This is a genomic window from Candidatus Moraniibacteriota bacterium (assembly GCA_016699425.1).
Lineage (GTDB): Bacteria > Patescibacteriota > Minisyncoccia > Moranbacterales > UBA1568 > SSEF01.
This window is the reverse complement of the sequence record CP064975.1, coordinates 1,077,857-1,102,173: the sequence shown is the minus strand read 5'-3', so window position 1 is coordinate 1,102,173 and position 24,317 is coordinate 1,077,857. Positions and strand designations below refer to the sequence as shown.

Below are 24,317 nucleotides of genomic sequence, written 5' to 3'. Positions count from 1 at the left end.
TAGCTGACACTCTATGCTCAATACGACCGAACACACCGAGGAAGATGTCGTCATCGAGAACACACTCCGTCCCCGTGGCTTCAGCGAGTACATCGGCCAGGAAAAAACGAAAAAGAACCTCGAAATCTTTATCCAGGCAGCCAAAAAGCGCGACGAGGCGATTGACCACGTGCTCCTCTATGGCCCGGCTGGTTTGGGCAAGACCACGCTCGCCCATATCATCGCCCGGGAGATGGGTGCCGGTATCAAAGTCACCTCGGGCCCAGCGATCGAACGTGTCGGCGATCTCGGCAGTATCCTCACCAATCTCGAACCCGGCGATGTGCTCTTCATCGACGAGATCCACCGGCTGAACAAATCGATCGAGGAGGTGCTCTATCCCGCGATGGAGGACTACAAACTCGACATCATCATCGGCAAAGGTCCAGCGGCCCGCACGATCCAGCTCGACCTCCCGCGTTTCACGCTCATCGGCGCGACCACCCGGCTCGGGGCACTCACCAATCCGCTCCGCAACCGCTTCGGCTCCATCCATCGGCTCGAATTCTACACCGCTGACGAGATCGAACAGATCGTGCATCGCTCGGCCGGCATCCTCAGTGTCCCCCTCGATGAGCTCGGGGCGAGGGGGATCGCCGGAGCGAGTCGTCGCACCCCACGCGTCGCCAATCGCATCCTGAAGCGCGTCCGTGACTACGCCGAGGTGCATCATGACGGCACCATCACCCAGACGGTCGCGAACGAAGCCTTGGCGCTCTTCGAGATCGACCGACTCGGACTCGAACCCGCCGACCGGACCGTGCTCCAGGCCATCATCGACAAATTCAAGGGCGGACCAGCTGGGCTGCAGGCCATCTCGGCTATCACGAGCGAAGAAATGCACACGATCGAGGACGTCATCGAACCCTATCTCATCCAGATCGGTTTTCTCGCTCGCACCCCACGTGGCCGCATCGTCACCCCCGAAGGCTATCGCCACCTCGGCCTCGAACCACCCTTCGGTATCGAGGAGAAACTGCTGTAAAAAAATTGAGGTCCATACGATGTCGTACGGACCTAAGTGATTCTCTTGTCGGTTTCTCTGAACCGCTAGAATGCCCGCGACAGCTGCAGACCAAAAACGTTGCTCTTCGGTCGCCCGTCGATGAACGGATGAATCCGCTCATAGGACGGTGTCACGGTGATGCTGTACATGTTGGTCTTATACGGAAGCTGAATCTTGTACGAGACGACTGTGCCACCCGCGACACCTGGCAAATCTGGTTGTTCCGACACTTGCAGCCGCTGTAGAACAGAGAACCGTTCGTTAATCGGCCATGTGTGCCGGATTCCCGCGAAATAGACCGGTTCATTCCTGAACCCCATGCCGGTTGAGCTGATGACCTCTACCCGGGCGTACGGAGATAGCGTTGTCTTCCCGATTGCCCACGGTGTCTGCGGCGAGATCTCTCCGAAGAACTGGGAGACATCGTTCCGGTCGAACCGTGCCGTCCGGTAGAGATCGAAGAATGCGATGCCGACGTCAGCAGAGACACTCCCGACCGCACCCTTCCATCCGAGCGTGAAGTCACTCTCATTGCCATAGACATTCCCCGCAGCTCCAGAGAGACGCCGTGACAGCCAGAGATCAAAGTAGGCCCCGTTTTCGAATGAGAGCGTGACTCCACCCTGTGCAACCGGGTCTTTGGCCGAGACAACCCCGTTACCTAGGGCGTACAGATTCTTCACCCCACCGTATACGAACACGGAAGGGCCAGCAAATACCGGCGCAGCAAACAGCAGAGTGCAGATGCCAACAATTACCTTCTTCATTTTCTTCTCCCCCCCAGAACCCCGAGGTGCGGGTGCCGTCAAACGACAACCAAAGAACGCCAAGGGACCCATTCCCTTTCAGAAATCTCTCGAGTGAAAAATTTCGGAAAGAGGTCGGTCTGAGCACCATTCAACCCTGTATATAAGCCTTTTTTGAAATTACTCACGAATAACCAGTGTACAGCATTTCTCAACGAATGTCAATGTCAAACATTTTCCGTCTTCACCGCCGAAGACGCCTGGTAACCGTGTCCTCCGCCGCAATTGTCTTCTCTCTCCCGGAAAGAACGGGCTCTGCCAACTACCAACATCGACCGCTGATCGACACCCTGCTGAGACGCGTAATGTCCTCCTGTTCGAAAAAATATTTCATCAGATGATATACTGAAAGAAACACAATTATCTATGCAACTTTTTTTCGGTGTCACCTATCTCATCTTCTTCTTCGGTATCATCATCGCGAGTCTCTTCATCGTGTTCCACCTCTCGCGGTACGCGCTCAATCGCCGACTGGCAACTGGGATGACTCTCCTCTTTGTCATCGTCACCGCGGTGCTCCTCCTCGCGAATGTCCTACTCTTCTTCAGCCTGCCGCTCGATACCCTGCTCATCCCTATGAATTTCTAGATATGCCACATCAAGACTTCAGCCGCTATCACTTCCAGGGCCAGCGCGAGAGTGAGACGATCATCCGTGTCGTCCATCGCCACTGGTTCGATATCGCGACTCATTTCATAGTTGTCATTGTTTTCATCGCTGTCTTGTTCGGTTCACTCTCGCTCCTGCCACTCCTGTACCCGAACTGGCTCGGGAGCGGGATATCTCGCTTCACCCTCTTCATCCAGAATTCACTTATCCTCCTCATCTGGCTCTATGCTTTCCTCATCTGGATCGACTACTTCTTCGATGTCTGGATCATCACCAATGAACGCGTCATCAATATCGAACAAAAGGGGCTCTTCGTCCGCTCCGTGAGTGAATTGAAGTTCTCGCGCATCCAGGATGTAACGTCAGAAGTGAGCGGCATGCTCCCGACTATCCTGAACTTCGGTGATGTGAAAGTCCAGACCGCTTCAGAGGAAGAATTTTTTCTCTTCCGCCGGGTGCCGGACCCGTACCATGTGAAAGACATCATCATGGAGCGTCTGCGCACCGAGCGCGACGAAGAAATCGACCGCGTCGTCCGCGCCTCCCAAGCCAAGAGGACTTAAAAGGTTTTTGGTGGCAGATTGTGGCAAACTGCTCATCTACACCTTCAGTGCTTGCCAATTTTCCATTTCGTACTTAAGCTAAGAAGCTACTCCCTAAACCCTATCCGCTCGTTCGCTATGTCCGGACATTCCCACTGGGCCACTACTCACCGTGCCAAAGGCGTGAATGATGCCAAACGTGCCGCCATCTTCACTAAGGCGGGACGCAACATCATCCTCGCGGCCGAACGCGGCGGCGGCAATCCGGACTCGAACTATCTCCTGAAGATCGCCATCACTGAAGCCCGCGCGCTGAACATGCCGAAAGACCGAATCGAACGCGCTATCTTGCGCGGTACCGGCGAGCTCGTCGGAGAAAAAATCGAGTCGATCATGTACGAGGGCTTCGGCCCCGGCCAAGTCGCACTTCTCATCGAAACTACGACCGACAACCGCAACCGTACCGTGAGTGAACTCCGCTCGCTCTGCCTGAAAAAGGGCGGCAAGCTCGGCAATTCCGGCTCCGTCGCCTTCCTGTTCCAGCGCGTCGGCCTCCTCGCGTTCGAGATCGGCGAAACTCCGCTCGAAAAGCTCGAGGAGCTCGCGATCGAATCTGGTGCACAGGACTACGCTGTGAGCGATAATATCTTCACCGTCTACACCGAAGTCGACAAGCTCCAGGCGGTCCAGGCCTTTTTCGAAAACCAAAAGCTCACTCCAACGGCCGCTCAGCTCGGCTGGAAACCGACACAAACCGTCACGCTCGACACCGAAACCCAAAAGACTTTTGGTGCCTTCCTCGAAGAGCTCGAGGACCACCAAGACGTCCAAGCGGTCTGGAATAATTTGAACTAGCTGGTAGCTGACAGCTTGTAGTGGGTAGTGAGTAGGGATTAGAAGTCAGTGGTGGGGAGAATAAGAAGAAGCGTCGCAGGATTTCCCACGACGCTTTTTTGTGAGGCTTTATGTTCGGGTCTGCCTCGGAACCCATCTCATCTACACGCGGAGGAGAATCGCGAAGGAGTTTATCGTGGACCTTGCCACTAGCTCATCTGCATTTTGCTAAAGGTCGAAATAACCTCTTGCGCCTTGGCAATTGCGAAATTAATTGTTTGCGCAAGAATTTCTTCCTTTCTCTTCTTGATGGCATCGTAACCAACCACCACAGAAGAGTCAGCGAATGCATCAGCGCCAGAAGGGTAGAAATCTGGCTCAAAGATTTCCCAGGTCTTCTCTTCCGAAAATTCTGCGAACTCCCCGTATGGGAACTTGTCCGGATCATCTTCGGTAAGACGAGTGGTTTTCTTCACTCTCCACTCGCCGCCCTTTTTGCCGCTATCACGAACTTCGTGCTCGCCTCCCCTCCCCTCGCCCTTGCCGTCATGCACGACAAGTATCGGAGGGGTTGCCTTTCCGCTCCATACGTTCCGACGATCGTATGGGTACTCGATCCAGGCGACTGAGCCGACTATGGCGAGAAAGACAGAGGGGAGATTCCTGTGTGCAACAGTGACAATATAGCCACCTTTTCCGTAGCAATTGCTATTACGGCCTACCTTGGACACTGCAATCAGGAAGTCGCTCTTTTCCATTTCGTTCTCCAATACCTCAGCGGTTGCCAGATTTGGCGGATTTCTTAAGGAACTCTTGTCCGATGAGTCGCTGGATCTTTAATCCGTTTCTCAACCTGACACCGGAGTATAGCAGATTATTGAATACTAGTCAATAGTTTGGATGTTTATATTTCAAACATGTATCATTTATTTGCTTTATTTATGCATATTTATAACATTTATATATTGTTCATCAATTTTATTGACTATTAAGAAGGATTGCGTTATGCTCGGGTCATGGATGAAATTGTGAAGAAATTGATGCTGCTCGGACTCAATGAAAAGGAGGCTCGGGTCTATGTCGCCCTTCTGGAAGCCGGGCGCGCTTCGGCCTATGCCATCGCTGGAAAATCAGGCCTAAAGAAGCCGACTACTTACGTCATACTCGGACAACTGATCGAAAAAGGCCTGGTAGTAGAGATTCCTCGTGAGCGTGGGCAGTTGTTTGCGGCGCGCCCACCGGAAGAATTCTTCTCAGAAGCTCGCCGGAAGCTCCTCGCCGCAGAACTCATATTGCCTGATCTGAAAGCGCTCTACAAACGCCTCGACATCAGCAAGGTACGCACGATGCACTATGATGGTGTCGCCGGCATGCGACAGGCACTCTGGTACCGCGCCGATGAATTGAGCGGGAAAGAGGTGTTTGGCTTCTTTGGTAGCGCAAAACAGGCCAGCAGTGAGCTATACAACCTCTTCATGGAATGGAATGCGGACTTCTCGAAGCGGGGGATCGCGCTTCGCGGCATCACAACCTGGGATGACTCCATGCACCAGCTCTTTGACGAATTCGGTGACGGGCATTTCAAAAATGTTCGTTTCTTTCCACTGGATAAGTTCAGCGGCAATGTCACCGTGTGTGGGACGGACGATTTTGTCTGCATCAACCTGATCGGTGCGACGCAATCCGTCATCGTAGAGAGTAAAGAATTTGCTTCAACACTACGGCAAATATTCGATTTAGTCTGGGAATCAAGTCTTACGCTATCACTTAAAGAAGTGCTTGCGCAGCATGAATTGCTCTCCCAAGGAAAATGAGACATTGCGTATAAAAAAATAATCCCCAAGCGACGTAATGTCTGCTTGGGGTGAATGAGGCATTTTGTTCGGGTCTGCCTCGGAACCCGCTTAGTGTTTTTTCATTTTTTCAAACGATTATTCCTTTTCCATTTCCAATCACCGTACACTTCACCAAGCCAACCCGCGGCGAGAATCAAAACAATACACAGGATCAGTACCGCGACGACTAGCATAGGAAAAATCTTTAACGCAGCCCATGCAGTGATCGCCCATTGCCATAGTTCCATGACGTTCTCCTTTCTGATTGGGGACTACATACAGCTGCAATAATACCCGTTCGGGCCACATCCGGGACACCCCTTTGCTGAGCTTGACTGGAGGGCTTCCCATAAGGCCTCTGCCACCCTACTCACCTCCCCCTCGAGCAAGCCATCACCTCGTACATCCTTCACCATCAAATCTACGGTCAGTAGATCTTGCAACACGTTGCGTCGACGGTAGTCCGATATAATGGACTCCAAGTAAACGCATCCGAAGGACAGATAAGGGAAACATCGAGCCAGGTCGCTAATTCGGGCAATACGGAGAAGGCAGAAATGGGTTTCCACTTGTTGCCTTACGGCAGCGGAAAATTGATCCGTACTTACGAAACCACGAACATACCGCGGATTCTCCACGATGCCCATGATTCCCTCCCTCATAAAAACCCTTTCCGCCCGCGCTGTTTCACGAAAGTACTTTGCGACCCTGCACAACCCCTCGAGTGCTACGTAGGACGGACGATTGTCTTTGGGATACTTGCTTGTATCCATGTACTTGCGAAATGATTTCGTAGCCATTACATTCTCCTCTTCGAGTTGAAACACCGGTCACGGTGTGAGTGAAATACCCAAGGGCTGGTTACTCAACACTGCCGCATTGCCGCCCGCTTCCGCTCTCGGTCCTGGTGAGGAGCCAGCGCCACAGCCGTTTACAACGAGAACCGAATATCATCCGTTGTATCATTTTCTTCGGAAGAACCGAGTAGCGGAGCGACTGACTGGCGTCAATCGGATGATTGAGGGTCCTCTGAAGCGATCCGTGCTCTCCGGTAAAGCTGTCAAACTTATAGCCAGCATTTCCGAAAACCTGCCCACGTATAATCACCCACTGGGTGAGATACGGAAGCTTCGGGACGCCCTTGGCATGGTGCCAGCCCCGCGCGCCAGAGTACTCTTGGTCCCCTGATTCAGAAACAGCCACAGCGATCATTTCTCCATTGTCCAGGATATCCTCCATCAAGGATCTGAACACAGGAAATGTCATACGAACCCACCCGAGTTCCGCTGGGCCTTCCGGTATGAGCCACCAGAGATTGTACCCCTGGCTACAGCCTTCCGAAAAAGCTACGCACCTTCGGCTTTCTTCGCCACGTTCAATTTCCTTTATTGCCGAGAATACTTCTCGGCCTCGGCCCCCAATCAACGTGTCCACAATACACTCCTCATGATTACCTCGGAAAACGTCCGGGGGCGGTGAGCAAATGCTCAACAATAGGTTATTAAAGAACAGTCAAGCATAGTCGAAAATGGTCTCTTAGTCAATGATGAGTATCATTTCTGTATAGTATTTAATCTATATATTATTGCTTTATATTAGAATAAGTGTTATGTATAAAATATATTTGTCGTTTTTATTATACATAATTAGGAGATGACAAAGGACGCACAAATGCTCGAGAAATTGATGGCTCTCGGGCTCACCGAAAAGCAGGGTCAGATTTATATATCGATCCAAAAACATGGGATCTGCAGCGTCCTGGATATCTTCCGTGATACTCACATTCAGCGCCCGACCATCTATGAAAACGCCGTGACTCTGGAAAGCCTCGGGCTTATTGAAACCGTAGTGAAGGGAGCAAAGAAGCGACTTGCTGCCACGGCTCCCGAGCGCTTACAAGCCCTGATCAAACAGAAAGAACTGGTGGCCTGTGAGCTTGTCGAGGATCTTGCCTCGATTAAAAAGGGTGACGTGCTGCGCAATCCGGTCCGGCTCTATGCTGGGAGGGAGGGTGCCAAGAAACTCGCCGATCTCATTTTGGAATCGAAGGGAAAGACGGTGCTCACCCTGGGTAACCACGAACTGCTTTACGCGCTCTTCACCGAACGCGACCTCCGCCGACTCTGGGAAGCCCGCGTTGCCAAGAATATCCATGTCGAAGCCCTGTTCCCCTCCTCTGATAGGCCGACATTACAAAGAAATAAGGACTACAGCGAGACTGGGAACATCCGATACAATCGTACTGTTCGCGTATTACCCGCTTCCATAGACTGGGGGGTGATGTATACCATCGTCGACGACAACGTCCTTTTTTGGTCCGCCCAAAAAGAAGACTTCTTTTTCCAGTTCTCCAGCCCGAGCTATGCTGCCTCACTTCGGACTGTATTCCAAATACTCTGGCAGATCTCGAAGCCGCTCGAAACTCAAGAAACTAACTAGAAACTGTATGAAAATCCTCGGCATCGATCCTGGCACGGCGACGGTAGGGTGGGCTGTACTCGAGCACATCGAGGGGAAGACCGAGCCGCTGGCCTATGGGCATATTTCGACGAGCAAAGACCTACCTCTCCAGAAGCGGTTACAGGAAATCCGCGATGATGTCGCCGTAATTGTGAAGCAGTACCAACCCGATACGGCCGCGATGGAGGAACTTTTCTTCTTCAATAACCAGAAAACAGCGATCTCGGTCGCTCAGTCACGCGGTGCACTCCTCTTGACTTTAGCCGATTTTGGGCTTACTATCGCTGGTTACACGCCGCTCCAGGTGAAGCAGGCACTCACGGGGTATGGCAAGGCGGATAAACAGCAGGTGCAACGTATGGCCAAGGAGATTCTTCACCTGAAAGCCATCCCGAAGCCCGATGATGTCGCGGACGCGCTCGCCATTGCGCTGTGCCACATCCATCATGCGTCATTCGCGAAACGAAGAGTATAATACAGCTATGAACTATCATCCGATCATCAACTATTTCGTCGAAGCCGGAGTGCCCATCGAAACGGTGTACCTCCTCCTCATGCTCCCGGTCATCGCGACCCTGGTGGCCTTTTTCCGGCAAATCGTCGGCATCAAGGCCTTCGGCATCTATACGCCATCCATCATCACCTTCGCCTTTCTCGCCTTCGGGGAAAAGGGCCTGAAGTACGGCGTCGCTATTTTCTTTGCGGTCATCGGCATGGGGATGCTCGCACGCTACATCTTGCGTTCCTTCCGTCTCCTCTACCTGCCGCGGGTCGCCATCACCCTCTCTATCATCTCGCTCACCGTCCTTGGTATCCTCGCTTTCGGGGCGACCCTCCAGCGCACTGGGATTGCGGCTGTAGACATCTTTCCACTCCTCATCCTCATCACACTGGCTGAAAAATTCATCGCAACCCAGATCGAACAAGGAACGAAGATAGCGCTCTTTCTCGCTGGGGAAACACTCGTCATCTCCATTGTTGGTTACTTCGTCATCGGCTGGCCGGCACTCCGGGATTTCTTCCTCCAGTATCCGTGGGCGATTGCTCTGACCTTCCTCATCAACATCGGCTTGGGGAAATGGTCAGGGCTGCGACTGGTGGAGCTCTTCCGCTTCCGGCATATCCTGAAGCAAGAGTCGTAGTCCTTCCCTCCTATGCTTTCTTGGTACGCGCACAGCCGCACACTCCTCGGGATGAACGCCCGCAATTTGGATTATGTCCGACCCTACAATCACGCCCGCGGACGCCGTTTGGCTGATCAGAAATTGAAGTGCAAAGTGGCCCTGAAGAAAAACGGTCTCCCCGTCTCGAAACTCATCGCGAAGATTAGCTCGCCGAGCGAGCTCGAGCGCTTCGATTGGCAGATGCTCCCTGACAGCTTTGCACTAAAGCCCAATCGTGGGTTCGGTGGCGAAGGCATCATCGTCGTCTACGCACGGAAAAAAGGCCGCATTGACGCCTGGGTGAAGGCCGATGGGAGCGTCATCACGATCGCCGACTTGAAAAGCCATATCGAGAACATCCTCGACGGGACCTTCTCACTTTCCAATAAGCCCGATATTGCCTTCTTCGAGGAGCGATTGAAACTCCTGAAACTCTTCAAACCGTACACCTGGAAGGGCATCCCCGACATCCGCATCATTGTCTTCAACCGTGTTCCCGTTATGGCCATGCTCCGCCTGCCAACCAAAGACTCCGGCGGCAAAGCGAACCTACAACTGGGTGCGATTGGCGTCGGTGTCGACATGGCCAATGGTACGACCACGAGTGCAATCGTCGGCAAGGGGCGGCTTATCGAGTATGTCCCCGAGACACGGCTCCTGCTCTCTGGACTCAAGATCCCGCGCTGGAAAGACATCCTCACCATGGCAGTCAAAGCCCAAGAGATTTCTGGTCTCGGTTTCCTCGGGGCGGATGTCGCCATCGATCGCGACGCAGGGCCAGTGATCCTCGAGCTGAATGCCCGGCCCGGACTCTCCATCCAGCTCGCCAACATGGCAGGGCTGAAGGAACGGCTCGAGCGAGTGAAGGGTGTAAAGATCAAGAGTGTCGACCACGGCGTCCGCGTCGGCATGAATCTCTTTGGCGGTGAGATCGAAGAGAACATCGAGGGCCTCTCCGGCAAACGTGTCATCGGCTCGGTTGAAAAAGTGAAACTTATTGGCAAGGATGGGAAAGAAATCGAGGTCGAAGCGAAGATCGACACCGGCGCCGACTCCTCGGCCATCGACCGCACGCTTGCTGAGGAACTCGGATATAGTGATGTGCTCGCATATTTCGACACCATTCCAATCCCTCAGTTTGACGATCGCGACGAGGCACGGGCGTTCGAGGAAAAACTTCGAGGCGAACATATCGGCAAACACCCTGATCTCGTCGACATCCTCTGCATCTATGCTTCAAACGGCATGAGTGTGCGCCCCAAGATACCGCTCAAGCTCATCATCGATAAAGAGGAGATCGAGGCGCGTCCGAGTGTGGTCGATCGGACCGCTCTCCAGTACCGGGCAATCATCGGCCGGAGGAATCTGGGGAAGTTCTTGGTGGATGTCACCAAATAGCGATGCGAACTTTCAACTGCAATATTCAAACATAATCCTTAGGGTACCTGTATGAAAAAAGTGCTCATCCTCTTTGGGAAAAGTAGTTGGCGGAAAAGTCGGCCTTTTGATAATAAAGACTATCAGTACTCCTACGAATTTTTCTACGATCTTTGCAAAGCGAGCGGGGTCCAAATGTATCGAGCCTCCTATGAGTGGTATGACTACAAGAACCAGGTCTTCAAGTACGCCTGGATTTACGAAGGGGCGGGCGGCCAGTGGTCGCGAGTCTCAAACATCAAGCCCGATCTGATTTACGACAAGACGAAAGCTCGGCTCGAGGTGTATCACAAGAAGGACCTCATTGCTCAGCACTATACATTCATCAATGACCTCGATTTCACACGTATCATCGATGATAAGTTCGTTGTCGGCCTGCTCTTTTCGAAGTGGAGCAAGAAGAACTTCATCGTGCGGAACCCGATAGAACTCAAAGCGGCTCTGAAGCATATCCGGACAGCAACAGCCGTCCTCAAGCCCGTGACGGAAAGCGGCGGCATCGGTGTACAAGTCTTCCCGAAGAAAAATGCCTCCGGAATCTCTTTCCACGGCACGCATATCCTTCAAGAATTTATCGATTCATCACGGGGTGTCCCAGGTGTATCCAGCCGCATGCATGATCTGCGTCTCGTCATGGTGAACGAAAAAATTATCTATGCGTATATTCGCGAGCCCAAGGAGGGTAGTTTCCTCGCCAATCTGGCGCAGGGCGGCCAGCTCTCCATCGTCCCCCACAGACAAATCCCTCGCTCCGTTGCGCCGATTGTCGAGCACGCGAAGGATATCTTTGAGTCCTTCCACCCGAAAATTTTCACCATCGATATCATGTTTGACACTACCGGGAGTCCTTGGGTAGTCGAACTGAATTCGATGCCCGGCCTCTACTTTACTCCGGAAGAAAAGCCGAGTATGGAGAAAATGTACCAAGAACTTCTCCGGGTCTTCAAAGAAAAGCTCACGCTCGAGTAAACCACTCCATGAGATAGTGCATATGGGACGCCCGAAACTCATCATCACCGCCGATGATTACGGGATGTCTCCGCGCTTCAATCAGGGTCTGCTCGAAACTGCGAACGCCGGACTCATTACCGGCATCTCAGTCATGATCAAGCGGAAATATATCCGGAAGTCGGAACTCCTCAGACTCAGGATTCCCCTCGGCCTGCATCTCGAACTTGGATCAGAGTCGACCTACAAAGAAATTGTTTCGCAGATTAAACGTTTCATGAAACGTTTCGATCGTCTGCCCGCCTACATCGATGGTCACCAGCATCAGCACCTCACACCGAAGAATCTCGGCCATGTCATCCGTGCCGCCAAACATTTTGGCCTTCCCGTCCGATCGCGCCTGACTGAGGACCGAGTAGTCTTAAAAAAATCTGGTGTCATAACTCCAGACAATTTCATCTCTTGGCATCCGTCTCGGCTTCCTGTGCTTGCCGAAAGAGTTGCTCAGACGAAAAAATTACCCGTTTCCGAACTCGTCGTGCACCCTGGCTACCACGATATACGTTGCCGCTACCGATACAATGAGGAGCGCGAACAGGAACTGCACATCCTCCACAGTACTCACTTCAGAAAACTTGTCCGTGGGTTTCAGCTGGTGAGCTATACTGATATCACTAGTCCAGACTCCCATGCTCGAACAACCACCTCAGTTGAACTTAAAAAAAGAGTCCGCAGCCAAGCCATCAACGCTTGATAAGATGTGGTATTCCCGTTTCGAAGAAATTGGAGCTTTCCAAGCATACGAATACCCTGATGGCGATAGTGCTGCGCGCGCCAAGGAAAAAGAATCATTCCTCTCTGGAGAAAAAGAGAATCCTGACCTAGACTATCCCCGGCTCGAAGCAGGAACATTACTCGCCAAAGACAGTGAGTTGCTCGACCTGAAAGAAAAAATCCTCTCGAGTGAAAAGAACGAGGTAGTAAAAAACGTTTATCGCTGGCGACTGAATGAGAAGATCGCTGAGAATTGATTGCTTCTTGCAGCAGTGGTCGGCGATATGCGGAGGTTCCGACGTTACTCAGAATTTATCTACGGCAAGCCTTCGATGGAAGTTTTCAATTATACCCTGCAACAAGTCCGCAGGGAGCTCGGGGATATCGCCACTCAGAACAGAGACTCTCTAGTCCAACAGGCGGTCTCCAGCCTGCTCGATGATCTCCCGGAAGCAAACGATGTCTCAACGATTGATGGGCCGGATAAATCGATTCTACCGGTTGTAAAGAGTCAGACCGAGCATGACCTTGGAAATATCCTAAACATCCCTGATGTTCCTGAGAAATTATCCGACGAAGAGATACGCGCAGCTTTTGGGTCGGCCCTTGAGTCCCTATCAGCCGAAGGATGGATTGCCGTCATTGATCCGAAACGAACTGGAATTAGTGTAAACCAGGAGAAAAAAGTGGTCCAGGTACCACCCGGACGAAACATGACGACTAAGGAGCTCAGGGAACTGATCGCACATGAGATCGGAACCCACACCGCGAGGCGACTCAATGGCGAACGTACCAAGCTCAAACTCCTCGGACTGGGACTTGATCGCTACGAAGGTGGTGAAGAAGGGATCGCAACCCTCTGAGAACAGGCCCTCTCAGGTGAGGCCGACAACTACTCGGGCTTTGACGGCCACTTTGCTATCAGTCTCGCATCAGGACTTGACGGGCATCCCCGAGATTTCCATGGAACCTATGATATGCTTTTCCGTTACTACTTCATCAAAAACCTCTCCAGAGGGATTGATTCTGCTGAATCAGAGAAGAGGGCAGCGAATACCGCCTGGGGACGTACGGTCCGGACTTTTCGAGGTACTGATAGCAAAACTCCCGGGGCTTGCTTCACTAAAGACATTATCTATCGCGAAGGGAATATCGCCATCTGGGAAACACTTTACAAAAAAATTCCCGAGATGCAACGTTGGAATGTCGGAAAATATGACCCGTCTAACCCTCGCCACATCTGGGTGCTCGACCAGCTCGGCATTACCGATGCTGACCTCGAAAAGCTCAATGTGAAAGAGTAGCCTTTACACCACCGCTATTCTGTGGTATAAATGACGGGTCATCGTACCTTCAGTGTCCCGCTCATGTCCATTCTTCCACGCCTCTCGATGGCGTTTTTTTACCCCTGGTAGGGAATCCTTATGTCAACCACAAAAAAATTTGGCTTCGCTCAGGCCGCAAAACGACTCGGGCTCTCGACGGTTCGACATGCCTCTATCAAGGGGGACACTTCTACTCGCCGATTTGTCTACCGAATTACAGATGGCAGGAAAGAGCTCTTCACGCTTGGAGCAACGGTCCTCTCCACCTCTTATATCGGGATGAAAATCGCGGCTGACAAAGCAACCACCAACGAAATCCTCCGCCAAAACAATATACCGACGACTAACCAACTCCTGATCGAAGACCCAGCATCCTTGGAGCAATTTTATACCAAGCACCATGGAGACATCCTGCTCAAGCCCCTAGGGTCCACCGTCGGCAAAGGTGTCTATGGTTCACTCCAGTCACTTACCGAAGCGCAAGCAGCTTTTCAGGCCATCAAGAAGGAATTCAGCTACGTCGTAGCGGAAAAGAAGATCCGAGGCAAGGAGTACCGGGTGCTTGTTTTTGAAGACCAGGTGCTCGCAGTCGCCGAATTCATCCCCCCGACTCTCAATGGGAATGGGCGCGATACTATTCTGACCCTCATCGAGCACCATAATGCTTCCATCCAGCCCAGCTCAGGGTGTTACCCCATACCGATCAAGCCAGAGCTCACGCACATCCTGGCTGAGCAGGAACTGGTACTCGAGTTTATCCCGGAAGCTGGACGCGTAGTCACACTCTACCTCGCTGCGCCTATCTCACATGGTGGAACAGCGATCGACGCAACCGACCGATTACACCCAGCCAATAAGAAACTTTTTCTGGCGGCCGCCAAAGCTATCCACCTAAATATCGCCGGTATTGATGTCATCACTGAAGACATCAGCCAGCCCCTCACGGATACCGGTGGCGTCATCATCGAGATAAACGGTGGGCCTGACCTCTCGCTGCACCAGGGAGCAGCTGGGCGCCCAGATTTCGATGCCGCGGAAGAGATCCTCCGACGTTACTTTGGTATCCGATAGTGATTCCCTTCCTTGGAAAGACCGCCATCCTGTGCTATAAATGAGGCACACTCATTGTTGAATTATGCTTTATTTCAGCCATAAATTCAATTTTCCACGGCCCAGTTTCCGTCGCCGACCGGCGATTGAAATTGTCGGTATGAATCCGAGTCCCAAAACACCCTGGCCCTGGAAGAAAATCTGGCTCGCTGTGGCCATCGCCAGCGGGGTCGGGTTTGTAGCTATCGTCGGACTCTTTCTCTACATCGCCAAAGACCTGCCGAGCCCCGGCAATGTCCGTGATCGCTTCGTCGCTGAATCGACCAAGATTTACGACCGATCCGGCACCCACCTCCTCTATGAAGTCCACGGGGAAGAGAAACGCACGGTTATCCCCTTTTCGGATATGCCCGACGTCGTGAAGTACGCGACCATTTCGCTCGAAGACCAAGACTTCTACCATCACTACGGTATCAAGCTCTCATCTATCGCCCGAGCGATCTTGAAAGACATTATCACCCTCGACAAGTCCCAGGGCGGATCCACGATCACTCAGCAGCTCGTGAAGAACACACTTCTCTCGAATGAGAAGGCTTTGTCGCGAAAGGTGAAGGAGGTCATCCTCGCACTCGAACTCGAGACCAAGTACTCAAAGGATGAAATTCTCGAAATGTACCTCAATGAAATCCCCTACGGATCAAATGCTTACGGGATCGAAGCGGCTGCGGAAACATTCTTCGGCAAGCCCGCTAGCGAGCTCGGCCTCGACGAAGCAGCGCTTCTCGCGGCGCTCCCCCAGGCGACCACGTATTATTCACCCTATGGGTCTCACACCGAAGCCCTCTCGGGCCGACAGACGTATGCACTCCAGCAAATGGCTAATCTCGGCTATATCACGGCTGAGCAGGCTGAAGAGGCGATCAATGCTGACACACTCGGGAAGATAGCTCCCCAAAAAGATATCATCGCAGCGCCGCACTTTGTCATGTATATCAAGGACTACCTCCAAGAGAAGTATGGCGACCGGGCGGTCGAAGAAGGTGGATATCGAGTCACGACTACCCTCGACTGGGACAAGCAAATGATTGCTGAAGAGGCTGTCCGCTCGGGAGCGGAAAAAAATAAGCGTTGGAAAGCCGCCAATGCCGCCCTCGTCGCTATCGACCCCAAGACCGGCCAGCTCCTCTCTATGGTTGGTTCCAAGGATTACTTTGGGGCATCCGAGCCTGCCAACTGTATCGCTGGGAAAACCTGTCTCTTTGAGGCGAACTTCAATGTGACAACCGCTCCCCGTCAGCCAGGATCTTCATTCAAGCCATATGTCTATCTGACCGCCTTCACTAAAGGATACATCCCCGAGACACTCCTATACGATGTCGAGACGGATTTCGACACGGATGATGGCAAAAGCTACAAGCCTCAGAACTACGACGGAAAATTTCACGGGCCGTTGTCTATGGCCCAGTCCCTCGCTCAGTCGCTGAATATCCCCGCCGTGAAGACACTCTACCTCGCGGGGGTGAATACTGCCATCGACACCGCGAAGCGTCTCGGCATCCAGGGACTCGACAATCCTGATCGACTCGGCCTCTCACTTGTCTTGGGTGGTGGTGAAGTCCGGCTTCTCGATCATGTCCACGCGTTCTCAACGCTCGCTACGGGTGGAGTGAAGCATCCGTTGGCAGTCATCTTGAGGATTGAAGATGCCAAGGGGACGGTCTTGGAAGAATTTCAAGGTGGCCCCGGTGAGCGAGTCGTGGATGAGAAATACGTGACCATGCTCGAACATATCATGTCCACCAATGACTACCGCGCACCCGTTTTCGGCGAAAACAGCCCGCTTCGCTTTGACCAGCGCGACGTCGCAGCCAAGACCGGCACGACGAATGAATTCCGCGATGGCTGGACGATTGGTTTCACCCCCTCGCTCGCAGTTGGCGTCTGGGCCGGGAATAATAACAACAGCCCGATGGTTGCTGGAGCGGATGGGGTGAATGTCGCCGCGCCGATTTGGCGAGCCTTTTTGGACCAAACGCTGACCAACTACGCGACTGAACGCTTCCCGAAATACGAAAAAGAATCTATCGATAAACCGATGCTCGGGGGCGAACTTGAAGACAAGAAGGATTTGAAGGTCTGTGAGATACCGGGTGAAGATAATAAGTATTGCATTGCTAATAAATACTGTCCGGACGGCAAATCAGAGAAAAAGGATTTTGTTGAACCACACGACATCCTCCATTATGTGAAGCGTGATGACCCCCGTGGTGACCAGCCGGATAAGCCAGAGAAAGATAGTCAGTACAAGAATTGGGAAAAGGCAGTGAAGGAATGGTACAAGAAGCAGAAGGGCGTCATCGCCGAAGAGCCGCCAGAGAAAGATTGTAGCGCGGATGACTTCAAAAAATACCAACCCTCCGTCAGTCTCAGCCTTCCGAGCTCGACCAACTCGAGCGCACTCACGATCAGCGCGGGGGTAAATGCTCCCTATGGGGTTTCCAAACTCACCTTCTCCGTCGAAGGGGACACCATTGGCGAACGGAGCGAAAAGCCTTATTCAATAACCTATTCCATCCCCGCCAGCCAGAATAACTCGACCATCGACGTTAAAGTCACGCTCGAGGACAAGAATGGCAATACGACAAGCGCGGACGGGTCTGTTTCGGTCGCCTACTAAATATCTCTCTTATTTCAGTGTTGATAGAGAACGGGAACAAGCACCTGTCTTATAAACTATTCCGCTTTCGACTACCCGCCCACACTACCTCCGCGGGACGTTTCGGACGAGCAAACCTCTCAGCACCCGCCAGGCTATCCAGATAGCCTTCTCATATTTCAAGCTTTTTCTCTCGAAAATTCGAGTATTTTCTCGACATGGGAAGCGAGCGAGATACTAAGGCGCGTAACGGACGAGGCGGAGCTCTTGAATGGCATCTTGCTCGAGCGCGGTATTCATCCTACCAATAATCGTCTCACGCCGGATCCACAGCTCGCTCGAATACAGCGGGTTGTTTGATTTTATCGACAGCACCCCATCCGAAAATGCCACCGGCTCAAGCTCAGCCACACCACGCGTACCGTACTCTTCCTGGATGATTTTCCGAAAGAGAAAATAAACCGTTTTGTCATCGAGCGGCGCCTGAGACGATGCCCCGCTCCGTTTACCGATATATTCCTTCAGTGGACGCATAGGGTAACTGTCTCGACACGTGATCTCAGCTTCGGGCACCCAATTATCTGGGGATAATTCATCATTTCCTGATCGGCATGACGATGTAAATATACCCCTCCTGTTCGATATCCGAAGAGATTCGGACGGGCGTCGAGGAAGAATTCAAAGCGATCCGTATCTGGCTTCCCGTAAGGATGGACGCTCCTTCGAGAATATAGCGCGGATTGAAGACGATTTGTAGTGGCTCCAAAAGCTCGCCTTCATACGGGATCTTAGCAACTTGTTCACCAATACCCTGGGATTGGGATTGGATTTCGAGCCTACTTTCCTCAGGATTCAACCGAAATACAACCTCCCCAGAACTGTATGCTGAAAAGGATGTGGCGATCTTCAATGCCCGCTGGAATTCATCCTGCTGAAGAACAATCTCAGTTGAAAATTGTTTTGGAATAATGGCTTGATATTCGGGAAACTTCCCATTAATGAGACGGGAAACAATCCGAGTACTCCCGATTTCAAAAAATATCTGATTCTCCTCGAGTGCCACACTCACACGACCGGCATTCTGAGACATGACCCGAAGCACTTCTTGAAGCGTATAGGCCGGGATAATGACTGATGCTTGGCTCGATTCGAGGGAGTTGATATCACCCTCGATTTTTTCCTTCATCCGCCATTCAGCCAATCGAAAACTATCGGTTGCGGTAAGAATCAACACCCCATCCCTAAATCCTAAAAGAACCCCAGTAAGTTCTGCCCGACTTTCATTTAAAGAAACACAGAACAGCGTCTTTTGAAGACCCTGACGTAAAGCATCTGCCTCGATTGAAAAAATTCTTCCTTCTGTCCGCTCTGGGATAATCGGAAAGTCCTTCCCGTCTAAACCATTGATTTTAACGGTATAATTTCCACTTTCCAGCACAACCTGCGTCCCAATCTGCTCAATACTCACCACTTGGTCTAAAGCGAGATTCTGGATGAAATTTATTAGTAATTTTGCTGGGAGTGTAATCTTCCCTTCTGCTTCAATCTTTGCTCCAATCGAAGTAATAACTCCAATTTCTAGATTGGTCGCTGAAAGCCGTAGTTGCCCCCTCTCTGTTTCCAAAAGGATATTACTGAGTATCGGCAAGGTACTTTGTTTCCCAACAACACGTTCGAGGGAAGAGAGAGCGACACGGAGATTTTCTTGAGTGCAGCTGAGTTTCATAGCAGGTAATCTTTAAATTAGATTTATATAGAGTATTGTTGTTATTACGGCTCTGTATATGTGGGAAAGTGAATAGAAAGTGTTGGATAAGCGAAATATTGTGAGAAAGTATGTGGATGAAAATGTAGGGTTTGTTTCGTTTTCACTACGTAATCCACTAGAATATTTATTTATCAACAGAGTCGGTGAGAGAAATACAGCGTTATCCAGGGTTTATACAGGCGCGACCTGAAGTTTTTCTTTTAAAGAAGCAATCTCTTCTCGTATCCGGAGCGTCGATTCACGATTTTTTGTGATTTTGTCTACAGCATGGAGAACAGTAGTATGATCCCGCCCGCCGAAGAAGTCCCCGATTGTGGAAAAAGGCGTATCGAGTTCAGTGCGAAGGAGATACATAGCGACTTGCCGTGGGTGAGCCACTTCCTTCTTCCGTCCCTTTTTCACCATTTCTTCGACAGGTACACCATAAAAATCACTCACTATTTTAACAATATCATCCAATTTAACTGATTTTTTCGTTTGGACGAGCATATCTGAAAGTGCTTTTTGAACCAAAGAAAGACCAATCGGGACTTTTTGGAATTCACTGTAGGCACTCACGCGAGCGAGGGCACCCTCGAGTTCTCGGACATTTTCCTTCACGTGCTCTGCGATGAAGTGGATTGAGGCGGAATCGATGATAACACCCTTCTCTTGAGCCTTTGTTTCCAAGATGGCCGCACGTGTCTCGAGGCTCGGTCGGCTGATATCGGCAATCATTCCGCCTTCGAACCGGGAACGGAGACGCTCCTCAAGGGTGGGTATTGCCTTCGGTGTCCGGTCGCTGGAAATGACTATTTGCTTATTGAGCTGATACAGGGCATTGAAAATGTGGAAGAATTCACTCTGGGTTTTCTCTCGGCCAGACAGGAATTGGACATCGTCGATGATGAGAAGGTCGATGTGTTCATAGGCGGCTTTGAACTGATCGACCGTCTGATTCTTGATGGATTCGACCAGCTCGCTCGTAAAGCGTTCCGAAGTGATGTATTTCACTCTTTTTTCCGGTTGTTTAGCGGCGATTTCATTCCCTAGGGCTTGGAGAAGATGGGTTTTCCCTAGGCCGACCCCTCCGTAGATGAAGAGTGGGTTATACAAGTGTCCCAAGTTTTGAGAAATAGCAAAGCAGGCCGCTCGAGCCAACTCATTATTCTCTGCGACAATGAAATTCTCGAATGTGTAACGAGTGTTAAGGTTGCTGCGGAAGATTTCTCCGCTTGGTGCGGTCAATACGGGTTTTTCTGCGATTCTTTTTCTCGAAAAGCCGCTTGGGAGCGGGCTCTCCGGCTGAACAATGGAAGAGGGGCGTGCTCCATCCATCGACTTAACAAAGGTTTCTGGTCCATTTTTTCGATGGCTATTGGGTGCAATGGAGCACTTTATATCCTGGATTTCCGGAGCGAGGCTTTTCAGAGCCTTTATGATGTATAGATTATACTTATTTTCAAGCCACTCTTTTGCAAATCCATTCGGAACGCCAATCACAACGCGCCCATTTTCCATCGAAAGAATAGACGTATTTTTAAACCAGGTAATAAAATTGGCTTTTGAAAGGGAAAGTTCAATCTGTCCTAGAGCAGCTTTCCAAAGATCCTCATTTGTCATGGTGGTGGGTTGCAAGTAAACCGGATTATATCATGCCGGAGGTTCACGATCGATGGTCGAACGTGCATAAATTGTGGAGAAGCTGTGAATAATCAATCCGGATAAAAGAAGTCCACGACTTTTCCAATGAATTTCCAAGGGCCTAGGTTACTAACGTGTATGGATAAGCCAGGTTGACTTTTTCCCTTGTTTAAAATAAAATTGGACTACACATATTTTTTCTATCCTATGGCTACAAAACGCACCTATCAGCCGAAAAAACGCCGCCGCGCTCGTCGTCACGGTTTTCTGAAACGCATGAGTGAAAAGGGCGGCCAAGCGGTTATAACGCGCCGTCGGCGCCAAGGACGGAAGAAGTTGTCTGTTTAGGCTATGCTTCCAAAACGCCTTCGTTTGCGAGGGAAGGGCGGTTTTGAGGCCGTTTTTCGCTCAAGAAAGGCTATTTTTGGTTCAGAAATCGGCCTTTTTTTTCGTCCGACAGTTCTGACTGAAGCCCGAGTCGGCTTTGCCTTTAAGCAAAAGGTCTTTCCTCGGTCAGCAACACGGAATTTCCTGAAGCGGAAAGGAAGTGCCATAATGAGGGAGTTGACACCGCTTTTGCCGAAAGCGACCGATATCGTCATCCTCTTCAATAAGCCATTTTTAGGGTCGGTGAAGTATGCACAGTTGAAAAAAGAGCTTCAGAGCTTAGTAGAAAGGCTTAATAAAGAGAAAAAATAGCTATGGCAGACATCTTCCACATCGTTATCTATCAACCCCTATATAATGCGGTGATTTTTTTCTATGCCGGCTTGCCTATTCAAGACTTCGGAATTGCGATTGTATTGAGTACTATCCTTATCAAGGCGGCTTTTTTCTCACTTTCTCGGATGCAGATCGAGCAACAGAAGCGGATGCAAGAGATTCAGCCGAAACTGAAGGCGATTCAAGAGAAGTACAAATCAGACAAGGCAGAACAGACGAAGGCGATTATGGCTTGTTATAAGGAAAATAAGGTTAATCCCTTTGCTGGCTGTCTTCCCCTCATTATCCAACTCGTGTTTTTCATCACTTTCTATCGGATTATCATCGGTATTAATTCCAATGGACTCGTGGTCAATGGGGCCGATGTGTACTCTTTTGTGCCCAATCCAGGGGAGATCAAGCATATTGCCTTCGGGTTTTTGGATATGGTGAAGGCCAGTCCGGTGCTCGGCGCGCTGGCCGCCTTGGCTCAGTACTTCCAAACCAAGATGATTTTGCCTCAGACCACTGCCTTGACGGTGAAAAAAGAGGCCAAGGAAGGTAACGACATGCCCGACATGGCTGCTATAATGGGGAAACAGATGTTGTATCTCGGTCCGGCACTGGTATTTTTCTTCAGTTTCCAGTTTCCAGCTGCTCTCTCGCTCTATTGGTTCGTTTCAACGCTCCTGGCCTGGCTTCAGCAAAAATGGATTTTTACCCATCAGAAAGCGCCGATTATTACCCCTCGTTAATCCCCCAACGTCTCTATGGAGCAGCCTTTCCGTAATTATCTCAACGATACCGTCAAAGATCTGTTGCAGCGGATCGGTTTCGCGGCGGAGGTAAAGACAGGTGAGGAAATGGTTGCTAATGATCTCATCCGGTATCATTGTGAAATTACCCTCCAGGAAGGTCAAAACCTCCTTATCGGTCAGCATGGCGCGAATGTGGCGGCACTTTTACACCTCGTGAAGCTTGCGGTCCGCAGAGAGATGCCGAAAAATGGCATTCTCAGTCTCGACGTCAATCGGTATTTCGAAGAGAAGAAGGGATTTCTCGAGCGAGAGGCAATGGCTGCAGTGAAGGAAGTCGAGGAGACGGGTCTCCCGGTGACTCTGCGGCCCATGCTTTCATTCGAGCGCAAGCTGATCCATCATCTCCTCGCGTCCCATCCGACCGTCATGACGGAAAGTGTCGGTTCAGGTGAGGAACGGAAAATTCTTATTCGGCAAAAGCCTGAGATGGCAGGTGAGGAACCAGTGCTTTAAGCGTTCTCCCATGGCTCTGGCCAGAAAAATCGCCTACAATGTCGTCTTCAATTCGGCGCTCAAAGTGACGTCGACGGTTTTTATTGCGCTGCTCTCCATCCGGCTCATCACTGGCTATCTCGGACAGGAAGGCTTCGGAGAATATGCCACCGTACTCGCCTTTTTCGCTTTTTTTGGGGCCATTGGTGACCTGGGGCTTGCCAATATCACGGCTCGGGAAATTGCCAAGCCGACGGTGGATGAGGCGGAGTTTTTCGGAAAAGTCGCATCCCTTCGCGTTCTCATGAGCGCCTTGATTATCATTATCGCTCCACTGATTCTCTTCTGGTTCCACTACAGCGCATCGGTCAAGGGTGGAGTGGTGGTTATCACCGTCGCGCTCCTCTTCGCCCAATTCAGCACGCTTCTCAATGGTATTTTCCAGAAACGGCTCGCGATGGATCGGGTGGCGATGGTGGAATTCGTGGGGAAGATCCTCCAGTTCGTACTCGTCTATCTCGCTGTCCGTTTTGATCTCGGCTTTCTTGCGATTGTGAGTGCGGTCTTGTTTACGATGTTTTTCAATGCAGCCGTCGAGCTTTTTCTTTCACGAAAATTTTTACAGTTTCATTTTTCTTGGGACGCCCCCTTTTGGAAGCGTTTCATGCACGATGCTTGGCCACTCGGCTTGACCGCGATTATTACCTTCGCGTATTTCAAGCTCGATACGATCATCCTCTCACTTCTCCAACCCGCGGCGCATGTCGGTATCTACAATGTTGCCTACAAAATTATGGAGAACCTGATTTTCTTCCCGGCCATGCTCGTCGGTCTCATCCTCCCACTCCTGTCACGCGCCCACCAGGCTGATCCTATCCTCTTTCGAGAGATCGCTGACAAGACCGCCAAGGTCTTCATCGCCATTGTCCTGCCGATTATTATCGCGACGCTCATCCTTGCGCCCGAGATCGTCGCGGTGGTGAGCGGCGGCGGGTTTGAGGTCTCGGCTGATGTGCTCCGCATCCTCATCTTTTCTCTCGCGGGTATCTTTTTCGGACACTACTTCAACATGCTGATCCTCGTCGGTAATGCACAGAAGCGGCTCTTGAAGGCACTTACCTTGGTCGCTGTGGTAAATGTCTCGTTGAATCTCATTTTGATTCGAGAGTTCTCTTACTTCGGGGCAGCCGTCTCATCTGCGACCACAGAAGCTTTGGTCGTCATCCTCTCGGGAGTGATTACGTACCGCACGCTCGGTTTTTTCCCGAAACCAGATCGGTTGCCCAGAATTTTCCTTTCGGCTGCAGTCATGGCAGTGGTGCTGGTCCTTTCTGCCGCACTCCCCTTCATTGTGAGACTGCTCTTGGCGGGTGTTTCTTATGGAGTGCTCTTGTGGCTGACTCGCGCGGTGACGTCGCTCGAGGTGATGAGTATTTTCAGCGATAAGGAAGGAACTAAAGATGAACGCTTCGAATCTGTATCTGTCTAGG

At 51.2% G+C, this 24,317-nt stretch carries 27 protein-coding genes; 21 read left to right on the top strand and 6 right to left on the bottom strand.

The window, feature by feature from the left end; all coding sequences use genetic code 11:
• The first annotated feature begins 13 nt into the window (after nucleotides 1–13).
• Nucleotides 14–1,024 (top strand): Holliday junction branch migration DNA helicase RuvB, encoded by a 1,011-nt coding sequence (gene ruvB, locus IPJ68_05820; protein QQR78556.1) that lies wholly within the window; start codon nucleotides 14–16, stop codon nucleotides 1,022–1,024.
• Nucleotides 1,025–1,089: 65 nt separating this feature from the next.
• Here the strand turns inward: ruvB and IPJ68_05815 are convergent, their stop codons facing one another.
• Complete coding sequence (locus tag IPJ68_05815) at nucleotides 1,090–1,812, bottom strand: hypothetical protein (GenBank protein ID QQR78555.1); 723 nt, start codon at nucleotides 1,810–1,812, stop codon at nucleotides 1,090–1,092.
• A 405-nt stretch (nucleotides 1,813–2,217) separates the two neighbouring features.
• On the opposite strand from IPJ68_05815, the gene IPJ68_05810 reads away from it, so the two are divergent.
• The 3 genes from IPJ68_05810 (at nucleotide 2,218) to IPJ68_05800 (ending at nucleotide 3,857) form a co-directional block, all read left to right on the top strand.
• Nucleotides 2,218–2,439, top strand: a complete 222-nt coding sequence (locus tag IPJ68_05810; GenBank protein ID QQR78554.1) for a hypothetical protein — start codon at nucleotides 2,218–2,220, stop codon at nucleotides 2,437–2,439.
• 2 nt (nucleotides 2,440–2,441) lie between these two features.
• The gene (locus tag IPJ68_05805) at nucleotides 2,442–3,023 is read left to right on the top strand and encodes a PH domain-containing protein (protein QQR78553.1); all 582 of its coding nucleotides are present in this window, start codon (nucleotides 2,442–2,444) and stop codon (nucleotides 3,021–3,023) included.
• Between the two features lie 117 nt (nucleotides 3,024–3,140).
• Nucleotides 3,141–3,857 carry a YebC/PmpR family DNA-binding transcriptional regulator gene (locus IPJ68_05800; GenBank protein ID QQR78552.1) on the top strand — a complete coding sequence of 239 codons (717 nt, stop codon included), beginning with the start codon at nucleotides 3,141–3,143 and terminating at the stop codon, nucleotides 3,855–3,857.
• A 188-nt stretch (nucleotides 3,858–4,045) separates the two neighbouring features.
• Here the strand turns inward: IPJ68_05800 and IPJ68_05795 are convergent, their stop codons facing one another.
• Entirely contained in the window at nucleotides 4,046–4,594 is a 549-nt protein-coding gene (locus tag IPJ68_05795) for a hypothetical protein (protein QQR78551.1), read from the bottom strand.
• 258 nt (nucleotides 4,595–4,852) lie between these two features.
• Here IPJ68_05795 and IPJ68_05790 point away from each other — a divergent pair, with 258 nt between their 5' ends.
• Nucleotides 4,853–5,650: a hypothetical protein gene (locus IPJ68_05790; protein QQR78550.1), complete on the top strand. Its 798-nt coding sequence runs from the start codon at nucleotides 4,853–4,855 to the stop codon at nucleotides 5,648–5,650.
• An 882-nt stretch (nucleotides 5,651–6,532) separates the two neighbouring features.
• On the opposite strand, the gene IPJ68_05785 is transcribed toward IPJ68_05790, so the two are convergent.
• The gene (locus tag IPJ68_05785) at nucleotides 6,533–6,925 is read right to left on the bottom strand and encodes a hypothetical protein (protein ID QQR78549.1); all 393 of its coding nucleotides are present in this window, start codon (nucleotides 6,923–6,925) and stop codon (nucleotides 6,533–6,535) included.
• Between the two features lie 399 nt (nucleotides 6,926–7,324).
• Here IPJ68_05785 and IPJ68_05780 point away from each other — a divergent pair, with 399 nt between their 5' ends.
• The 11 genes from IPJ68_05780 (at nucleotide 7,325) to IPJ68_05730 (ending at nucleotide 17,505) form a co-directional block, all read left to right on the top strand.
• Nucleotides 7,325–8,110: a hypothetical protein gene (locus IPJ68_05780; GenBank protein QQR78548.1), complete on the top strand. Its 786-nt coding sequence runs from the start codon at nucleotides 7,325–7,327 to the stop codon at nucleotides 8,108–8,110.
• Nucleotides 8,111–8,117: 7 nt separating this feature from the next.
• Nucleotides 8,118–8,606 carry a crossover junction endodeoxyribonuclease RuvC gene (gene ruvC / locus IPJ68_05775; GenBank protein QQR78547.1) on the top strand — a complete coding sequence of 163 codons (489 nt, stop codon included), beginning with the start codon at nucleotides 8,118–8,120 and terminating at the stop codon, nucleotides 8,604–8,606.
• Between the two features lie 7 nt (nucleotides 8,607–8,613).
• Entirely contained in the window at nucleotides 8,614–9,273 is a 660-nt protein-coding gene (locus IPJ68_05770; GenBank protein ID QQR78546.1) for a hypothetical protein, read from the top strand.
• Nucleotides 9,274–9,285: 12 nt separating this feature from the next.
• Nucleotides 9,286–10,692: a hypothetical protein gene (locus IPJ68_05765; GenBank protein QQR78545.1), complete on the top strand. Its 1,407-nt coding sequence runs from the start codon at nucleotides 9,286–9,288 to the stop codon at nucleotides 10,690–10,692.
• Between the two features lie 51 nt (nucleotides 10,693–10,743).
• Nucleotides 10,744–11,700: an ATP-grasp domain-containing protein gene (locus tag IPJ68_05760; protein QQR78544.1), complete on the top strand. Its 957-nt coding sequence runs from the start codon at nucleotides 10,744–10,746 to the stop codon at nucleotides 11,698–11,700.
• Nucleotides 11,701–11,722: 22 nt separating this feature from the next.
• Entirely contained in the window at nucleotides 11,723–12,433 is a 711-nt protein-coding gene (locus IPJ68_05755) for a ChbG/HpnK family deacetylase (protein QQR78543.1), read from the top strand.
• 4 nt (nucleotides 12,434–12,437) lie between these two features.
• Nucleotides 12,438–12,710 carry a hypothetical protein gene (locus tag IPJ68_05750; protein ID QQR78542.1) on the top strand — a complete coding sequence of 91 codons (273 nt, stop codon included), beginning with the start codon at nucleotides 12,438–12,440 and terminating at the stop codon, nucleotides 12,708–12,710.
• A gap of 27 nt (nucleotides 12,711–12,737) precedes the next feature.
• Nucleotides 12,738–13,316: a DUF1704 domain-containing protein gene (locus tag IPJ68_05745; GenBank protein ID QQR78541.1), complete on the top strand. Its 579-nt coding sequence runs from the start codon at nucleotides 12,738–12,740 to the stop codon at nucleotides 13,314–13,316.
• Nucleotides 13,317–13,430: 114 nt separating this feature from the next.
• A complete protein-coding gene (locus IPJ68_05740) occupies nucleotides 13,431–13,757 on the top strand; it encodes a DUF1704 domain-containing protein (GenBank protein ID QQR78540.1) in 327 nt (108 codons plus the stop codon).
• 120 nt (nucleotides 13,758–13,877) lie between these two features.
• Complete coding sequence (locus IPJ68_05735) at nucleotides 13,878–14,849, top strand: hypothetical protein (GenBank protein ID QQR78539.1); 972 nt, start codon at nucleotides 13,878–13,880, stop codon at nucleotides 14,847–14,849.
• Nucleotides 14,850–14,913: 64 nt separating this feature from the next.
• Nucleotides 14,914–17,505 (top strand): penicillin-binding protein, encoded by a 2,592-nt coding sequence (locus IPJ68_05730; GenBank protein QQR78538.1) that lies wholly within the window; start codon nucleotides 14,914–14,916, stop codon nucleotides 17,503–17,505.
• 216 nt (nucleotides 17,506–17,721) lie between these two features.
• Here IPJ68_05730 and IPJ68_05725 read toward each other — a convergent pair whose 3' ends face one another.
• The 3 genes from IPJ68_05725 to dnaA form a co-directional block, all read right to left on the bottom strand.
• Nucleotides 17,722–18,018 (bottom strand): DUF721 domain-containing protein, encoded by a 297-nt coding sequence (locus IPJ68_05725; GenBank protein ID QQR78537.1) that lies wholly within the window; start codon nucleotides 18,016–18,018, stop codon nucleotides 17,722–17,724.
• 61 nt (nucleotides 18,019–18,079) lie between these two features.
• Nucleotides 18,080–19,210 carry a DNA polymerase III subunit beta gene (gene dnaN, locus IPJ68_05720; GenBank protein QQR78536.1) on the bottom strand — a complete coding sequence of 377 codons (1,131 nt, stop codon included), beginning with the start codon at nucleotides 19,208–19,210 and terminating at the stop codon, nucleotides 18,080–18,082.
• 213 nt (nucleotides 19,211–19,423) lie between these two features.
• Nucleotides 19,424–20,854 carry a chromosomal replication initiator protein DnaA gene (gene dnaA / locus IPJ68_05715; protein ID QQR78535.1) on the bottom strand — a complete coding sequence of 477 codons (1,431 nt, stop codon included), beginning with the start codon at nucleotides 20,852–20,854 and terminating at the stop codon, nucleotides 19,424–19,426.
• 228 nt (nucleotides 20,855–21,082) lie between these two features.
• Between dnaA and rpmH the strand changes: the two genes are divergently transcribed.
• From rpmH to IPJ68_05690, 5 genes are read left to right on the top strand one after another with little or no spacing between them, the layout of a single operon-like run.
• Nucleotides 21,083–21,223, top strand: a complete 141-nt coding sequence (gene rpmH / locus IPJ68_05710) for a 50S ribosomal protein L34 (protein ID QQR78534.1) — start codon at nucleotides 21,083–21,085, stop codon at nucleotides 21,221–21,223.
• Between the two features lie 3 nt (nucleotides 21,224–21,226).
• Nucleotides 21,227–21,574, top strand: coding sequence for a ribonuclease P protein component (rnpA, locus tag IPJ68_05705; protein ID QQR78533.1), 348 nt, complete (start codon nucleotides 21,227–21,229; stop codon nucleotides 21,572–21,574).
• Nucleotides 21,575–21,576: 2 nt separating this feature from the next.
• On the top strand, nucleotides 21,577–22,332 hold the full coding sequence (locus IPJ68_05700) for a YidC/Oxa1 family membrane protein insertase (protein QQR78532.1): 756 nt from the start codon (nucleotides 21,577–21,579) through the stop codon (nucleotides 22,330–22,332).
• 15 nt (nucleotides 22,333–22,347) lie between these two features.
• Nucleotides 22,348–22,848, top strand: coding sequence for a hypothetical protein (locus IPJ68_05695; protein ID QQR78531.1), 501 nt, complete (start codon nucleotides 22,348–22,350; stop codon nucleotides 22,846–22,848).
• 10 nt (nucleotides 22,849–22,858) lie between these two features.
• Nucleotides 22,859–24,316 carry a flippase gene (locus tag IPJ68_05690; GenBank protein QQR78530.1) on the top strand — a complete coding sequence of 486 codons (1,458 nt, stop codon included), beginning with the start codon at nucleotides 22,859–22,861 and terminating at the stop codon, nucleotides 24,314–24,316.
• The last annotated feature ends 1 nt before the right edge of the window (nucleotide 24,317 follow it).

Bases quoted from the DNA above. Each gene is read 5' to 3' on its own strand.
- ruvB (QQR78556.1), top strand. From the start codon at position 14: ATGCTCAATACGACCGAACACACCGAGGAAGATGTCGTCATCGAGAAC.
- IPJ68_05815 (QQR78555.1), bottom strand. From the start codon at position 1,812: ATGAAGAAGGTAATTGTTGGCATCTGCACTCTGCTGTTTGCTGCGCCG.
- IPJ68_05810 (QQR78554.1), top strand. From the start codon at position 2,218: ATGCAACTTTTTTTCGGTGTCACCTATCTCATCTTCTTCTTCGGTATC.
- IPJ68_05805 (QQR78553.1), top strand. From the start codon at position 2,442: ATGCCACATCAAGACTTCAGCCGCTATCACTTCCAGGGCCAGCGCGAG.
- IPJ68_05800 (QQR78552.1), top strand. From the start codon at position 3,141: ATGTCCGGACATTCCCACTGGGCCACTACTCACCGTGCCAAAGGCGTG.
- IPJ68_05795 (QQR78551.1), bottom strand. From the start codon at position 4,594: ATGGAAAAGAGCGACTTCCTGATTGCAGTGTCCAAGGTAGGCCGTAAT.
- IPJ68_05790 (QQR78550.1), top strand. From the start codon at position 4,853: ATGGATGAAATTGTGAAGAAATTGATGCTGCTCGGACTCAATGAAAAG.
- IPJ68_05780 (QQR78548.1), top strand. From the start codon at position 7,325: ATGACAAAGGACGCACAAATGCTCGAGAAATTGATGGCTCTCGGGCTC.
- ruvC (QQR78547.1), top strand. From the start codon at position 8,118: ATGAAAATCCTCGGCATCGATCCTGGCACGGCGACGGTAGGGTGGGCT.
- IPJ68_05770 (QQR78546.1), top strand. From the start codon at position 8,614: ATGAACTATCATCCGATCATCAACTATTTCGTCGAAGCCGGAGTGCCC.
- IPJ68_05765 (QQR78545.1), top strand. From the start codon at position 9,286: ATGCTTTCTTGGTACGCGCACAGCCGCACACTCCTCGGGATGAACGCC.
- IPJ68_05760 (QQR78544.1), top strand. From the start codon at position 10,744: ATGAAAAAAGTGCTCATCCTCTTTGGGAAAAGTAGTTGGCGGAAAAGT.
- IPJ68_05755 (QQR78543.1), top strand. From the start codon at position 11,723: ATGGGACGCCCGAAACTCATCATCACCGCCGATGATTACGGGATGTCT.
- IPJ68_05750 (QQR78542.1), top strand. From the start codon at position 12,438: ATGTGGTATTCCCGTTTCGAAGAAATTGGAGCTTTCCAAGCATACGAA.
- IPJ68_05745 (QQR78541.1), top strand. From the start codon at position 12,738: ATGCGGAGGTTCCGACGTTACTCAGAATTTATCTACGGCAAGCCTTCG.
- IPJ68_05740 (QQR78540.1), top strand. From the start codon at position 13,431: ATGCTTTTCCGTTACTACTTCATCAAAAACCTCTCCAGAGGGATTGAT.
- IPJ68_05735 (QQR78539.1), top strand. From the start codon at position 13,878: ATGTCAACCACAAAAAAATTTGGCTTCGCTCAGGCCGCAAAACGACTC.
- IPJ68_05730 (QQR78538.1), top strand. From the start codon at position 14,914: ATGCTTTATTTCAGCCATAAATTCAATTTTCCACGGCCCAGTTTCCGT.
- IPJ68_05725 (QQR78537.1), bottom strand. From the start codon at position 18,018: ATGCGTCCACTGAAGGAATATATCGGTAAACGGAGCGGGGCATCGTCT.
- dnaN (QQR78536.1), bottom strand. From the start codon at position 19,210: ATGAAACTCAGCTGCACTCAAGAAAATCTCCGTGTCGCTCTCTCTTCC.
- dnaA (QQR78535.1), bottom strand. From the start codon at position 20,854: ATGACAAATGAGGATCTTTGGAAAGCTGCTCTAGGACAGATTGAACTT.
- rpmH (QQR78534.1), top strand. From the start codon at position 21,083: ATGGCTACAAAACGCACCTATCAGCCGAAAAAACGCCGCCGCGCTCGT.
- rnpA (QQR78533.1), top strand. From the start codon at position 21,227: ATGCTTCCAAAACGCCTTCGTTTGCGAGGGAAGGGCGGTTTTGAGGCC.
- IPJ68_05700 (QQR78532.1), top strand. From the start codon at position 21,577: ATGGCAGACATCTTCCACATCGTTATCTATCAACCCCTATATAATGCG.
- IPJ68_05695 (QQR78531.1), top strand. From the start codon at position 22,348: ATGGAGCAGCCTTTCCGTAATTATCTCAACGATACCGTCAAAGATCTG.
- IPJ68_05690 (QQR78530.1), top strand. From the start codon at position 22,859: ATGGCTCTGGCCAGAAAAATCGCCTACAATGTCGTCTTCAATTCGGCG.